Source organism: Actinophytocola xanthii (assembly GCF_001921205.1).
GTDB lineage: Bacteria > Actinomycetota > Actinomycetes > Mycobacteriales > Pseudonocardiaceae > Actinophytocola > Actinophytocola xanthii.
In genome coordinates, this window is sequence record NZ_MSIE01000060.1 from 1 (window position 1) to 13816 (window position 13816).

Annotated in this window: 16 protein-coding genes and 1 pseudogene; 7 read left to right on the forward strand and 10 right to left on the reverse strand. The window is 71.5% G+C overall.

Annotated elements, in window-relative coordinates; genetic code table 11:
- Both BU204_RS41555 and BU204_RS40300 read left to right on the forward strand, forming a co-directional pair.
- On the forward strand, positions 1 to 215 hold a 215-nt coding region (locus BU204_RS41555; RefSeq protein ID WP_233160724.1), incomplete at its 5' end, for a hypothetical protein.
- A gap of 13 nt (positions 216 to 228) precedes the next feature.
- On the forward strand, positions 229 to 393 hold the full coding sequence (locus tag BU204_RS40300) for a hypothetical protein (protein ID WP_158073526.1): 165 nt from the start codon (positions 229 to 231) through the stop codon (positions 391 to 393).
- A gap of 21 nt (positions 394 to 414) precedes the next feature.
- On the opposite strand, the gene BU204_RS28745 is transcribed toward BU204_RS40300, so the two are convergent.
- Positions 415 to 1020, reverse strand: coding sequence for a TetR/AcrR family transcriptional regulator (locus tag BU204_RS28745; RefSeq protein ID WP_075128910.1), 606 nt, complete (start codon positions 1018 to 1020; stop codon positions 415 to 417).
- Between the two features lie 57 nt (positions 1021 to 1077).
- On the opposite strand from BU204_RS28745, the gene BU204_RS28750 reads away from it, so the two are divergent.
- Complete coding sequence (locus tag BU204_RS28750) at positions 1078 to 2109, forward strand: aldo/keto reductase (RefSeq protein WP_075128911.1); 1032 nt, start codon at positions 1078 to 1080, stop codon at positions 2107 to 2109.
- Positions 2110 to 2191: 82 nt separating this feature from the next.
- On the forward strand, positions 2192 to 2980 hold the full coding sequence (locus BU204_RS28755) for a M15 family metallopeptidase (RefSeq protein ID WP_233160726.1): 789 nt from the start codon (positions 2192 to 2194) through the stop codon (positions 2978 to 2980).
- Positions 2981 to 2988: 8 nt separating this feature from the next.
- Here BU204_RS28755 and BU204_RS28760 read toward each other — a convergent pair whose 3' ends face one another.
- Both BU204_RS28760 and BU204_RS28765 read right to left on the reverse strand, forming a co-directional pair.
- On the reverse strand, positions 2989 to 4656 hold the full coding sequence (locus tag BU204_RS28760; RefSeq protein ID WP_075128913.1) for an SMI1/KNR4 family protein: 1668 nt from the start codon (positions 4654 to 4656) through the stop codon (positions 2989 to 2991).
- The gene (locus BU204_RS28765) at positions 4653 to 5564 is read right to left on the reverse strand and encodes a hypothetical protein (protein WP_143229821.1); all 912 of its coding nucleotides are present in this window, start codon (positions 5562 to 5564) and stop codon (positions 4653 to 4655) included. Before BU204_RS28765 ends, BU204_RS28760 begins: the two co-directional genes overlap by 4 nt.
- 99 nt (positions 5565 to 5663) lie before the next feature.
- Between BU204_RS28765 and BU204_RS28770 the strand changes: the two genes are divergently transcribed.
- The 3 genes and pseudogenes from BU204_RS28770 to BU204_RS42320 all read left to right on the forward strand — a co-directional run.
- Positions 5664 to 6446, forward strand: coding sequence for an endonuclease/exonuclease/phosphatase family protein (locus tag BU204_RS28770; RefSeq protein ID WP_075128915.1), 783 nt, complete (start codon positions 5664 to 5666; stop codon positions 6444 to 6446).
- Between the two features lie 80 nt (positions 6447 to 6526).
- Entirely contained in the window at positions 6527 to 7246 is a 720-nt protein-coding gene (locus BU204_RS28775; protein ID WP_083661728.1) for a VanZ family protein, read from the forward strand.
- 230 nt (positions 7247 to 7476) lie between these two features.
- Positions 7477 to 7686: pseudogene (locus BU204_RS42320) on the forward strand (helix-turn-helix domain-containing protein); the annotation flags it as partial.
- An 87-nt stretch (positions 7687 to 7773) separates the two neighbouring features.
- Here the strand turns inward: BU204_RS42320 and BU204_RS28785 are convergent.
- From BU204_RS28785 to BU204_RS28815, 7 genes are all read right to left on the reverse strand, one after another.
- On the reverse strand, positions 7774 to 8085 hold the full coding sequence (locus tag BU204_RS28785; protein ID WP_075128917.1) for an AzlD domain-containing protein: 312 nt from the start codon (positions 8083 to 8085) through the stop codon (positions 7774 to 7776).
- A gap of 11 nt (positions 8086 to 8096) precedes the next feature.
- On the reverse strand, positions 8097 to 8780 hold the full coding sequence (locus BU204_RS28790) for an AzlC family ABC transporter permease (protein WP_075128918.1): 684 nt from the start codon (positions 8778 to 8780) through the stop codon (positions 8097 to 8099).
- A gap of 64 nt (positions 8781 to 8844) precedes the next feature.
- On the reverse strand, positions 8845 to 9564 hold the full coding sequence (gene fabG, locus BU204_RS28795; RefSeq protein WP_075128919.1) for a 3-oxoacyl-ACP reductase FabG: 720 nt from the start codon (positions 9562 to 9564) through the stop codon (positions 8845 to 8847).
- The gene (locus tag BU204_RS28800; protein ID WP_075128968.1) at positions 9561 to 10643 is read right to left on the reverse strand and encodes a branched-chain amino acid aminotransferase; all 1083 of its coding nucleotides are present in this window, start codon (positions 10641 to 10643) and stop codon (positions 9561 to 9563) included. Before BU204_RS28800 ends, fabG begins: the two co-directional genes overlap by 4 nt.
- Positions 10640 to 11515, reverse strand: coding sequence for a fumarylacetoacetate hydrolase family protein (locus tag BU204_RS28805; RefSeq protein ID WP_075128920.1), 876 nt, complete (start codon positions 11513 to 11515; stop codon positions 10640 to 10642). Before BU204_RS28805 ends, BU204_RS28800 begins: the two co-directional genes overlap by 4 nt.
- Before the next feature lie 15 nt (positions 11516 to 11530).
- Complete coding sequence (locus BU204_RS28810) at positions 11531 to 11941, reverse strand: acyl-CoA thioesterase (protein ID WP_075128921.1); 411 nt, start codon at positions 11939 to 11941, stop codon at positions 11531 to 11533.
- A gap of 1 nt (position 11942) precedes the next feature.
- On the reverse strand, positions 11943 to 13793 hold the full coding sequence (locus tag BU204_RS28815) for an acyl-CoA dehydrogenase family protein (protein ID WP_075128922.1): 1851 nt from the start codon (positions 13791 to 13793) through the stop codon (positions 11943 to 11945).
- Between the last annotated feature and the right edge of the window lie 23 nt (positions 13794 to 13816).

Consider the following 13816-nt stretch of genomic DNA (forward strand, 5'->3'; position numbering starts at 1 on the left):
CGATCGCGGAGTTGATCTTGCGTCGGCTTAAGCGACCGGCATTGGGCCTAGGGCGCGTTCTCAAAGCCCTCGATCGCGGTCTTCGCGCCCAGCCCGCCGCTGGCGGCGTTGTCGGACAGACCGAGTACAACCCGGTACGAGGCCTGCCCTCCGCCTTGCCAGCGACGACCTGGATCACGAAGCCCATCGACCGGGACTTTGAGGACGCGCCCTAGGTCGGACATCCTGATGGAGCCCGAGGTCATCACCGAGTGCTACCCGCTCACCCTGTCCGTCCACGTGGACGGCGGAGCCCTCCGTGTCGCGGTCATCCACGCCGGCCACTACGCCGTCGCGGCGATGGAGTCCCTCGCCGACCACCTGGTGCGCGCGCTCACCGAACCCGCGACCTGACCGCGTCCGCCGGCCCGCCGCTCACTCTGGCGAACCCGACCCACGCCGGTGGACACCGGCCTTGGCGGCGACCACCGCCGCCTCGGCGGCTCGGTCGGCGGCGGTCTCGTCGAGTTCGGCGGTCCCGGTGAGCAGGCGGTAGTACAGGGGCGCCGACACCGCGCGGATGACCTCCTCCGGGTCGGTGTCCGCCGGGACCTCACCCCTGGCGACCGCGTCGGTGACGCACGGGGCCCACTCGGCGATTCTGGTGGTGTAGAACCTCCTCAGCGCGGCGGCGGTGGCCTCGTCCGAGGTGGCGGCGGCGAGCATCGACCTGAACAGCGCGCCCTGCCTGGGGTCGGTCAGCGTCCGCACGACCAGCCTGGCGTTGGCGCGCAGGTCGCCCAGCAGCGTGCCGGTGTCCGCGCGCGGCAGGGACTCCGCCGCCATCTCGAGGAGCAGGTCGGCGACCACCGCGGCGACCGAACCCCAGCGGCGGTAGACGGTCGTCCTGCCGACCTCGGCACGCGTGGCCAGCTCACCGAGGTCGAGAGCCGCGAACCCGCGCTCGGCCAGCATGTCCCCGGCCGCACGCAACACCGACGCACGCACCCGTGCGGTACGCCCGCCTGGCCGCTCCGGCATGCCCGAGACGCTACCGTGCTACCGTTAACGGAACTACAGTCCCATTAAGGAGTGGACATGGAGTACAGGAGGCTGGGCGCGTCGGGTCTCACGGTGCCGGCGCTCGCGTTCGGCGCGGGAACCTTCGGCGGCCGGGGCGAGCTGTTCGGCAACTGGGGCGCGGTGGACGTGGCGCAGGCGCGCCGGCTGGTGGACATCTGCCTCGACGCGGGCGTCACGATGTTCGACACGGCGGACGTCTACTCGGACGGCGCGTCGGAGGAGGTACTGGGCGCCGCGCTGAAGGGCCGCCGCGACCAGGCGCTGATCTCGACGAAGACCACCCTGCCCCTGGGCGAGGACCCGGGTGGCTCGTCCCGCTCCCGGCTGCTGCGGGCGTGCGAGGCGGCGTTGCGCCGACTGGGCACCGACCACATCGACCTCTACCAGCTGCACGCCTACGACGCGGGCACCCCACCGGAGGAGACCCTGTCCACCCTGGACGACCTGGTGCGCGCGGGGAAGGTCCGGTACGTCGGCGTGTCCAACTTCGCGGGCTGGCAGCTGATGAAGTCGCTCGCGGTGGCCGACCGGCACCACCTGACCCGGTACGTGGCACACCAGGTGTACTACTCGCTCGTGGGACGGGACTACGAGTGGGAGCTGATGCCGCTCGGCCTGGACCAGGGCGTGGGCGCGGTGGTGTGGAGCCCGCTCGGCTGGGGCAGGCTGACCGGCCGCGTCCGCCGCGACCAGCCCCTCCCGCCCGGCAGCCGGTTGCACCGGACCGCGTCCTACGGCCCACCCGTGCCCGACGAGCTGCTGTACCGCGTGGTCGACACGCTGACCGACCTCGCGACGGAGACCGGCCGTACCGTGCCGCAGATCGCCCTGAACTGGCTGCTGCGCCGCCCCACTGTCTCCTCGGTCCTGATCGGCGCCCGCAACGAGGCACAGCTACGCGAGAACCTCGGCACGATCGGCTGGACGCTCACCGACGACCAGGCGGCCCGGCTGGACGAGGCGAGCTCGACCACGGCGCCGTACCCGTACTTCCCCTACCAACGACAGGAAGGCTTCGCCCAGCTCAACCCGAGCGTGGTCCGGTAGCACCCGCCGCCGCGTGCATCCCGGACGTCAGCGAGATCAGCGGACGGGTGCGGGGCCGTGATCGGTTGTGTATAAAGCTCCTGTGTCCCGATCCTCCCGCGTCTTCGCCGCCGTGCTCGCGTTGCTCTTCTGCGCGACCCTCGCCTCCCCCGCCGGCGCGAGCGACAGGCACGGTGTGCCACCCGCGTTCGTCGCGCTCCGGGATGTCGATCCGACGATTCGGTACGACATCCGCTACTTCGGGCGGCACAACTTCGTCGGCGAGCGCATCGACGGGTACCGGCAGCCGGAGTGCGTTCTCACCCGGCAGGCGGCGAGGGCCCTGCGCACCGCGCAGCGCACGCTGCTGCGGCGCGGCTACACCCTCAAGGTCTACGACTGCTACCGCCCGCAGCGCGCGGTCGACCACTTCGTCCGCTGGGCCAAGGACCTCGACGACGAACGGATGAAGGCCGAGTTCTACCCCAACGTCGACAAGTCGCGGCTGTTCGCCGACGGCTACATCGCGGAGAAGTCCGGCCACAGCCGCGGCAGTACCCTCGACGTCACGCTGGTCAAGCTTCCCGTCCGTCCGCAACGGCCGTACCTGCCCGGCGAGCCGCTGGTCGCCTGCTTCGCGCCGGTCGGCCAGCGGTTCCCCGACAACAGCGTCGACATGGGCACCGGCTACGACTGCTTCGACCCGCTGTCCCACACGGACAACCCGGCCATCACCGGTGCCGCCCGCCACCACCGCGACCTGCTTCGCTCCACCCTGGCGAATGTCGGCTTCCGCAACCTCCCCGAGGAGTGGTGGCACTTCACGCTCAACGACGAGCCCTTCCCCGACACCTACTTCAACTTCCCCGTCACCCGTCGCGCACTCGGCTGACCGGCGCGTCACCTCCGGGTGGGGTCGATGCGTGCGGACCGACCCCACCTGCCGCTGAACGTCCAGATGTCGGCGGCGTTGCCGGTCAGGCCCCTCGCCCAGTCGACGCCGTCCTCGAGCGTCGGACGCCGCGGCTTGTAGGCCCTGTCGAACGACCAGAACAGCTTCCGCTCCGTCAGCGGCTCCATGGCCAGTTCGGCGACGGCCAACGACGGGGGGACCGCACTGGTGGCCCGGAGGGTGGCCCAGTGGGCACCTCGCGTCCGCAGGTGCCGCAGTCCGACCGCGTCGCCCAGCACGGAGACGTCGGCCTCGGGGGCCTCGGTCAGATCGAGCGCGAACAACGCGGGACAGGACAGCAACGGCCGCAGGTCGACCGGCTTCTCGGTGTGCAGCACCACCCGCCGCAACGTCGGGTGGCCGGCCAGGTCGGCCAGCTCGACGGTGGTCAGGTCGAGGTCGAGCACCTCGACAGGGGTGTCGCGCAGGGGTGAGAGGTCGGCGCCGGGACAGTTCTCCGTGGACACCCACCACAGCGCCTGCGCGCCGCGCAGGCGCTCGAGATCCACCCAGGGCGCGTTGCGCACCGTCAGCTCACGGATCTCCGGGCGCACTCCCCGCACTGGTGCCGCATCCGGACCGACGGCCTCCACCGTGCACACTTCGCGGTAGACGCGCCTGTGGTACTCCAGGTCGCCGGCCTGGATCCACAGTCCACCGTCCTCATGGGTGAACGAGCCGGAGGTCACGGCCTCCACCTGCCTGCGGAGCAGGGTGGTCACGGAGTCCGCGACGTAGGTCGGACCGTCGCTGTGGTCCCGTCCGATGAGGATGACCTGCCCGGATCGGCCGTGTGGACCCGGCGCCATGTCGGCGGCGAGGTAGTTGCCGGCCATGTCGGTGGCGAACGGAACCCATGCCGGATGGTCGCTCAGCCGTCGGATCGCCAGCGGCGGACCGAACTCGGTGATGAACGGCTGGAGCACGTAGCGTCGCCACCCGCGGACGACCCACCAGCGCTCCTCCGGCTCGCAGAGCTCCGCCACCGTGTCCAGACCGAACCAGCTGTAGCCGTGCAGCAGGCCCGTGCCCCCGTCGCCGTCCGCGACCCCGTACAGGGCACGCAGGTCACGCGGCAGCCGGACGCCCAGGCCGAACGCAACCTTCCGCCGGTACCGTTCCGGGAGTGGGGGTGGCAGGTTCGGCCGCGCGTCCGGCCCGAGAATCTCCCCGAGGCAGCGCAGGTAGGCACCCAGCAGGGCGACCGCCTCGTCGGGGTCGCCCGCCTCGGGAGCACCGGAGCCGGGTCCCGGGTCGCCGGGCTCGGGTGGCACCGAGTCCCGGTCGAGCAGGTACCGGAAACCCCCGTCGTCCGCCCGGTCGAGCCGCTCACTCAGCACCGCGCGACAGCGGCCGCGCGACTCCAGCTCCAACTCGACCGTGAGGTTGTCCGAAGCTCCCGTCAGCGCGTGCAGCCGCCGCAGGCTGTCGAACACCTCGATGTCGTTCGCGCCGTGGACGTTCAGCTCGTCCGGCTCGAACCTGAAGCCACGGTGACCGCTTCCGTGCGAGGCGAACGCGTACCCGCGCAGCTCCGCTCGCTTCCACCCACGCGGTGCGGCGGCGGCGATGTCCTCGGCCATCGCCCTGAGCACGGTCTCCCGGCTCTCGCTCACCGGTTGCGCAGCACCGCGAGGGCGAGCGAGTGCTGCTCCGGCGACGGCGGGCGGGTCCAGGTGCAGCCCGGCAGGTGATGCTCCAGCATCCGCCCCATCACGACGGACAGCACGTCGCTCGGCTCGGCGTACCGCAGGTGCGGCCGGGCCGCCCGGTACTGCTCGACCACTCGCTCGAAGCAGAACATCACCGTGTTGACGTACTTGCTCTTCTCCGCCTCCGCCCGTTCGAAGGCGGCGACGTACTCCGGGTTCTCCGGCTCCATGACGTCCAGCACGACGTCGAGCCGGTTGCGGAGCTCCCGTGGCTCTCCCGCCAGGGCGTGCGCGTCGTCGTACAGCTGCCGAACGTGGCCCGGGCTCCGAGCGAGAACACCCATCGTGGCGAAGCCGCGGTTCTCGTCGGCGAACCCGCCGGCGAACTCGCAGTCCACGCCCTGCGCGTGGGTGGCAGCCATGAGGGCATCGGTGAACTCGTACTTGTCCATCCCGTCGACGGTGTCCGTGTCCCCCAACCACTGGCCGCTGAGGTGCAGCACACCGTCCACTTCGGACTGCGCCGCCCGCGTGACCAGCTCGCGGACGGCGCGCGCCGGATCCCGCATGGCGGCCGGCCCCATCGCGACGAACTGCTCGGCCAGGGAGAACAGCGAGATGAGCATCATCGGGTCGTAGACCCGGAGAACTCCCTCCTCGCGCATGGGGTAACACCCCTCGTCGTCGTCGAACGCCTCCAACCCGGCCATGAGCGCCTTCTCCTGCTCGGGTGTCATGGTGAGCTGCCAGGCCCACTTCTGCTCGACGTGGAACTTGTAGAAGTCCTCACCTTTGAGCGGGTCGCGGATCGCGTAGAACCACACGGCGAACCCGCCCACCACGACCACCAGCAGACCGAGCACTCCGAACATGACCATCATTCTCGTCAAACACCTCCAAGACGCGGAGCTTATCGGTGGGCTTCCAACATGCGCTTGTGGCCGGGCGGAGTCGTCTGCTTGTGTCGCGGCATGAACCGCGTGATCGTCCTCCTGACAGCGCTCGGACTCCTGGTCGTGCCGTCGGCCGCGGTCCGCTCCGGGGCGACGATCACCGTGCTCCAGCTCAACATCTGCCACGGCGGGATGGCCGGCTGCTACCGAGGCGACGCGGCGCTGACCAGGGCGGCGGAGGTGATCCGGTCGAGCGAGCCGCAGGTGCTGTCGGTCAACGAGGCGTGCTCCGGCGACGTCGCGCGGCTGCGCCCGGCCATGGGGAACGCCCGGGCGCTGTTCGTGGCCGCACGCAACCTCGACGGCACCCCCGTCCGGTGCCGGGACGGCGACCAGCGGTACGGCAACATCATCATGGTGGCGGACTCGTTCGGGGACCACCGCGGGGAGTCCGGCACCTACACCGCCCAGTACACGGCCGCCGACGGCCACCGGGAGCTGCGGTCCTGGGGGTGCCTGCGCACCCCGGCGCTGCACGCCTGCACCACGCACCTGTCCGCCGACCACGCGCCGACCGCGCTCGCCCAGTGCCGAGACCTGCTCAGGCGCGCGGCCGGGTTCCCGGGACCGGCGGTCGTCGTCGGGGACCTCAACCTGACCGAACACGGCTCGCCCAGCATCCGGCGCTGCGACCCACCCGGGTTCTCCCGCGGAGGTGACGGCGCCGTCCAGCACCTCTACGCCGGCGAGGACCTGTCGTTGCGCGGCATCCGGAGGCTCGACATGGCGGGCACCACCGACCATCCCGGTCTGGTGGTCACCCTGTGCCTGGAACCCCCGGTGAGCAGGGCCCTCACCTGAGGCCGGGCACCGGGCGGAGCGCTCGGCGCATGGCCACCCGCATACACCGCCACAACCCGGTGCCGGCTCTAATGTGCGCCATGAACTCCCCTGCCTCGGCACCGCCCAGGCGTACGCGCACGATCGTGCTCATCGGGCTGGTGGTCCTCGGTGTGGCGGGTGCGGCGTTCCTTCTGCGACGGCCGCTGCTGATGGCCGCCCCGAGCTGCCTGGCCGGGCGGTGGCGCGGCTGCTTCGGCACGGAGAACGGCGTGCTGCTCATGACGCTGGTGGGGCTGCCGCTGGCCGGGCTGGTGACGTGGGTTCTGGCACGCCGTCGCCGCGCGGCCGGTGTCGGCGCGGCGTGGCGGCTGTCGCTGGCCGAGGTGGGCATGGTCTACGGGACCGTGCCGTTCGTGTGGCTGACCACCATGCCGGGTTCGGGGGCGGGCATGGTCCCCGGCCGGCTGAGCCTGGTGCCGCTGCGGGACCTGCTCACGATGGGCCCGCTCGGGATCGTGGGCAACCTGCTGGTCTTCGCGGCGCTGGGGTTCTTCGCCCCGATGCGGTTCGCGGTGCTGGCGTCGGTGCCGCGGATCCTGGCGCTCGGGGCGGGCTGCTCGGTCGTGGTCGAGACCGCCCAGTACGTCCTGCGGTTGGACCGGGTGTCCTCTGTGGACGACGTACTGGTCAACGCCGCCGGCGCGGCACTGGCCGCGCTGGCCTCGCGCCGCTGGTGGCGCAGGCCGCCGGAGGTTCTGCCGGACCACCGTCGCGCCGCGTCCGCGACGGCCGGCGGGAAGAGGACCAGGCCGGAATGAGCGTGCGCACCATCGCATTGCCTTGAGTGACAAGCTCTTCGGTAGCGGGTGTCATCTGATGGACGTCTTTGTGATTATTGGGTGATTTCTGCCGATCATTGTCGTTCCAGGTGATAATCACGACGGGTGGTCCCCCGTGAGGGTGCGGGTGCGGTATACCTGAGAGCTGTCGGGGTTCGGCGATCGACGCGCTTCGAAGTGGGGGAACCATGGTCGAATCGGATACCGTCATGCCCGCGCACGACGGGGGCGTGCTGGACTCCGAGTGGCGACAGGTGCTCCATCGGGTGCCCTTGTTGTCCGGCCGGGAACTGCAGGTGTTCCAACTGCTCGGCGCCGGCCGGGCCAATCGGGAGATCTCCGCCCTGCTGCGCGTCACCGAGCGCACCACGAAGGCTCACGTGGCCCGCATCCTGGCCAAACTCAACGTCGAGTCGCGACTACAGGCAGGGCTCGTCGCGTTCGCGTGGCAGGTGCTCGAACAGAACGGTCGCCGACTCGCCCTGCCCGCGGCGCCCTGCCAGCCCTCACGGGAGCCCGAACAGACGCAGTACCGCCGCGGTGCCGGCGGCGCCGACCACGGCGACGGCGAACGGTGCCTTGTACCACGCCAGCAACCCGCCCACGAGGACTCCGGTAGGGCGCGCCACGCCGGCCAGGACACCGTCCTCCATGAGCCCTGAGGTCACCACCAGCGCCGCCAGCAGCACAACGGACGCGGTCTCCAGCAGCTTCGTCACCTGCGGCGGGAAGGTGATCCGGCTGCGCAGCGCCGGACCCGCGAAGCGGAACGCGAAGGTCCCGACCGCCAGCACGGCGATGGACACGACGAGAAGCATCGGTGAGACAGTCACGCGGCACCAGCTCCCCGCGCGGCCGGGACGCTCAGCAGCACTCCGGCCAGCGCCACCAGGACCGGCAGGCCGGGGGGCAGGAACGGGGTCGCGGCCAGGGCCAGCAACGCGCCGACGACAGCCGAGGACAGCGTGGTCCGGTCGCGCAGCGCGGGCAGGATGAGCGCGAGCAGCACCGCGGGGAACATGGCGTCGAGGCCGAGCGCGTCGGTGTTCGGCACGACGCTGCCGATGAGTCCGCCCGCCGCCGCGCTGAGCGGCCAGATGACCAGGATCCCGAGCCCGCACCCCCAGTACGCGGCCCATTTTCGCTCCTGCTCCTCCTGGGCGATGGCCATCACCACGGTCTCGTCGTTCATCAGGTGCACGCCGAGCACCCGGCGCCAGCCACGCCCGAGCACGTCGGGCACCGACAGGCCGTACGGGATGTGCCGCGCGTTGACCAGCAGCCCGGCGAGCAGTGCCGCCACCGGACTGCCGCCCGCACCGATGATCCCGACGAAGAGGAACTCCGACCCGGCCGCCAGCACGAGCGCGCCGAGCACCACCGGCAGCCACAGGGGGAAGCCGGCCGCGACGGCTGTGGCCCCGTAGGACAGCCCGATCAGCCCGACGGCCACGCATACCAGCGCCACGTCGGTCAGCAGACGACGGTCGAGTGTTCGCCAGACCCCACGCATGCAGACATAGTGGAGGCCGCGACCGCGTTCGTCAAGTCGAACACTTGTATTGTTTGGCGAACGGTCAGTGGCCCATCCCGAGCCCGCCGTCGACCGGGAGAACCGCGCCGGTGACGTAGGCGGCCTCCGGCGACGCCAGGAACAGCACCGCCGCGGCCACCTCCTCCGGCCGCGCCGTGCGACCCACCGGGATCTGCTCGAGCAGGGCGGTCCGCACCCGCTCGGGGAGCCCTCGGGTCATGTCCGTGTCCACGAACCCCGGCGCCACCACGTTGCACGTGACCCCACGCCTGCCCAGCTCCCGCGCGTACGAGCGGGCGAACCCGATGAGGCCCGCCTTGGTGGCGGCGTAGTTGGCCTGGCCGGCGGCGCCACGCATCCCGTTGGCCGAGGACATCAGCACGACCCGCCCGTCCCGGTTGCGGAGCATGCCCGCGGTCGCCCGCCGCACGAGGCGGAAGGTGGCGGTCAGGTTGGTCTCCACGACGGCGGCGAAGTCCTCCTCGCTCATGCGCAGCACCAGGCTGTCCCGCGTGATGCCGGCGTTCGCGACGAGCACCGCCACCGGTCCGTGCGCCTCCTCGACCTCCTTGAACGCGTGCTCCACGTCCTCCCGGTCGGTGACGTCGCAGCGCACCGGCAGCGCGCCGAGCGCGGTGAGGTCGGCAGGGGGCGTCCCCGTCCGGTACGTGTACGCCACCCGGTCTCCGGTCCGCGCGAGCGCGGTCACGATCGCGTGCCCGATGCCCCGGTTGCCACCGGTCACGAGAACCGAACGCGTCATGCGGAGTCCTCCTCCGCGATCGTGTGGACCCAACCGTAGGGGTCGGGCCGCACGCCGGTCTGGATGCCGAGCAGTTCCTCACGCAACCGGGTGGTGACCTTGCCCGGTCCGCCGTCGCCGATGGTGAACCCGCCGTCGGCGGCCCGCACGGCGCCAACCGGGGTGATCATGGAAGAGGTGCCGGACGAGAACACCTCGGTCAGCCGGCCCTGCTCGGCGGCGGCACGCCACTGCGCCACGCCCACCGGACGCTCGGCGACCGGGTGACCGAGGGCGGCGGCGAGCGCCAGCACCGAGTCCCGGGTGATCCCCGCGAGGATCGTGTCGTTCAGCGGGGGTGTGACCACCTCGTCGCCGTAGACGAAGAACAGGTTGCTGGTGCCCAGCTCGTCGACGTGGCCGTCGCGCAACCAGACCACCTGGTCGCAGCCCTGGTCCGCGGCACGCCGCTGAGCCAGCAGCGTGCCCGCGTAGTTCCCGCCGCACTTGGCCGCGCCGGTGCCGCCGGGCGCGGCCCGGGTGTACTCGGTCTCCAGCCACACGGTCATGGGCCGGTCGCCGAAGTAGGCCCCGGCCGGGGCGGCGATCACCACGAACAGGTACTCCTGGGCGGGCCGGTAGAAGCCGAGCGTCGGCTGGGTGGCGATCATGAACGGGCGCAGGTAGAGGCTGTGCCCCTCGACCGCGGGCACCCACTCCCGGTCGGCCGCGACGAGGGTCTCCAGCGCGCCGACGAACAGCTCGGCTGGCACGTCGGGCATGGCCATCCGGGACGCGGAGGCGGCGAACCGCTCGGCGTTGGCGTACGGGCGGAACAGCACCACCGCACCGCCCGCCGTGCGGTAGGCCTTCATGCCCTCGAAGATCTCCTGGCCGTAGTGGAACACCTGCGCCGCGGGCGAGAGCACCAACGGGGCGTGCGCCCGCAGCCGGGCGTCGTGCCAGCCCTGCCCGGCCGACCAGCGGACGGTGACCATGTGATCGGTGAACACCTCGCCGAACGGGGCGTCCGCCATCAGCCGAGCGCGCTCCCTCGCCGGTGTCGGCTCGACCCGCTCGACGGTGAACCCGGCGCTCACGTCCCTGCCCCCACCGGGTGCGCGCGGCACCGCTGCCGCTGGGCCCCGAGGGTCTCCACCTCGACCTCGACCACGTCCCCCGGCCGCAGGTACGGTTCGTCGATCCGGCGCAGGGCCACACCGGCCGGCGAGCCGGTGAGCACCACGTCGCCGGGCCGCAGCACCATGAACCGCGTCAGGTACCGGATCAGCCACGGCACCCCGAAGACCATCTCGCCGGTCTTCGCGTCCTGCATGACCTGGCCGTTGACCCGGGTCGTCAGCCGCAGCGCCGCCACGTCGTCCACCTCGTCCGCGGTGACCAGGTACGGCCCCAGCGGCGCGAAGGTCTCGAAGGACTTGCCCTTCACCCACTGCCCGCCGCGGTCGAGCAGCCACGACCGCTCGGAGACGTCGTTGGCGGTGCAGTAACCGGCGATCGCGGCGCGGGCGGCCTGCTCGTCGGGCAGGTACCTGGCCTCCGTCCCGATGACGACGGCCAGCTCCACCTCCCAGTCGACCCGCTCGGCGCCGGGGGGCAGCAGCAGGTCGTCGTACGGCCCGGCCAACGCCCACGGCGACTTCGTGGAGATCACCGGCTCGGCGGGGACCGCCATGCCGGCCTGCGCGGCGTGGCAGCGGTAGTTCAGGCCGACCGAGATCAGCTGGCCGCCGGCGGGCACCGGCGGGCCGACCCGCACCTCGTCCAACCGCACCTCGGGCAGCTCCTCGGCCGAGCCGGCCAGCCGGCCGGCCAACTCGGCGAGCGAGCCGGGCGAGAGCGCGGCACCGGTCCAGTCCGGCACCCACGCGGACAGGCAGCGCACGACACCGTCTCCGTCCACGGCGCACGGCAGCTCGGCACCGGGCGGGCCGGTTCGCAGCAGTCGCATGATCGTCCCCGGTCCTCAGTTCGTCTCGAGGTACTTCTCGAAGAACGCGATCTCGGCGTCGGTGAGCCGTCTCGGTCGGTTCTTGCGGTAGTCGAACGGAGCCATCACGGTGGAGGCCCGCGCACAGGGGCGGTCGCCGTCGCGGACCTCGTAGGAGACCGTGACGGTGGCCGTCTGCAGGTCCGACACCCACATCTCGATGTCGACCGGCTCGTGCCGGTGGGTCAACCTGCCCAGGTAGTCGATCTCGTGCCGGACCACGACCGAACCGTCCCGGAAGAACGCGTCGCCCTCGGTCGGCGCCATGCGGAAGACGAAGTCGACCCGTGCCTCCTCCAGCAGGCGCAGGTACATCACGTTGTTGACGATCCCGTAGACGTCCATGTCCGCCCAGCGCAGCGGGCAGCGGTACAGGTGGCGGGCCATGTCAGCGCTCCGGTCGGGCGTCGGTGAGGGACTGGAACGCGGTCACGTAGTCCTCCGCCGCGATCGGCGCGCGTACCAGCTCGGGGGTGAGCGCGAAGCCGTCGGCCAGCGCATCGGCGAGCGGCAGAATTCTCGGGCACAGCTCGTCGAGGGTCGCGGGCAGCCGCTCGACCTGCGCGGCGGTCAGCACCCCGCGGGCGAGGTACCAGCCGGCGTCGCGGTGGATCTCGGTCAGCGCGTACAGGGTGGCGAGCAGCCGCAGGCCGGTCGCCGCGTCGCTGTCCTCCGCGCGGGCGACCGCGGCGTGGAACTCCTCCACCGCCAGCCGTACCCCTCGCGTCCTGGCCATGGCCAACGCGGCGTTCATGGTGCCGTTCCACGCCTCGAGGTAGGTCCGCTCGACGGTGTCGTCGTGCATCGCGGACCTGGCCGACTCGCGCAGCGCGCGTTCGCGGTAGCCGAGCAGCGCCTGGTGCAGCGCGGGGTCACCGATGTCGTGGGCCGATCCGTCCGGCGCGGGTGGGGGTGGCTCGGTCTCCTCGGCCGCGAGCAGCTGCGCGGCGACGGTCGCCAGCAGCACCTTGTTGTCGCCCTCCGCGGTGACCAGACCCTGCAGGAGCGAGACGTAGTCGGCGATCCGGTTGACGCTGAACATGCCCTGCGCGCCGCAGCGCTCGCGCATCGAGGTGACCACGTCGGTCAGCTGCCACGTGGACAGCGCCTTGGTGACCGCGATCAACCCGTTCAGGTCGGCGTCCACCGCTCCGCCGGCGGCCAGGTAGGCACGCTTGCCGCGGTTGAGGAGAAAGGACATCGCGTACACGGTGGACATCGCGGTGAACACCGCGAGCTGGTGGCTGCGGTACTCGATGACCGGCATCTCCTTGCGCCCCGGGCCGTTGACCAACCGCTGACGGGCGTACCGAAGTGCGATGTAGACACTCGCCCGTCCCGCGCCGACGGCGGAGGAGGACACGCACAGCCTCCCCGGCTGGATCCGGGTCATGGAGCGCAGGAAACGCTGACGGGCGTTGCCACCCAGTGGCCGGAACGCACCGTCCTCGGCGAACTCCCCCATGTCCCCGAGCAGCAGGCTGCGCCGCGGGAGCCTCACGTTGTCGAACCAGGTCACGCCGTTGTCCAGGCCCTGCACCGGCTTCTCGGGGCACGGCGCGGCGTGCACACCGGGGCGAAGACCGTTCTCGTCGGCGATCCGCACCAGGAAGGGGTACACGCCGTGGTCCCTGCCGTCCGCCCGGAGCCGCGCCAGCACGACCGCGACCTTGGGGACGTCGGTGAAACCGCTGTAGGACATGTACTTCTGGGCGAGTGGACCCGGGGTGTTCAGCGTGAAAGTGCCGTTCTCCCGGTCGTAGGCGGCCTCCGTGCGCAGCGCGGCGACGTTGTTGCCGTAGCCCAGCTCGGTCGCCATGTACGGGCCGAACGCGGCCAGGGAGTCGAGGTCGCCCACCAGGTCGGCCAGGTCGGTGCGACCGGCACCGTGGTCGTGCACGGTGCCGAAGGTGAGGTTGTAGTGCACCATCAGCAGCGAGAACACCGAGACGTCCAGCACCGACGGCCACTCGGCGAGCGCGAACAACCGCGGCGGATCCGCAACGACCGCGCTCGGGCGGCCCAGTCTCGCGTGCAGGAACCGGGACCGCTCGTAGGCCAGCCTGCCCGCCTCGTCCATGGTCAGGCCGGCACGGGGGTCGAAGAGGGGATCGAACAGCGCCGCACGCACGTCCGCGTGGACCCGCTCGTAGTCGCCGTCGAAGACCAGGCGGACGAGTTCGGTCGCGGTCCGTTCACGCGCGCCGGAGGTCCGGGGCGGTGCGGTGGCGATGGCCATCGGAGTTTTCCTTCGCTCTGGTG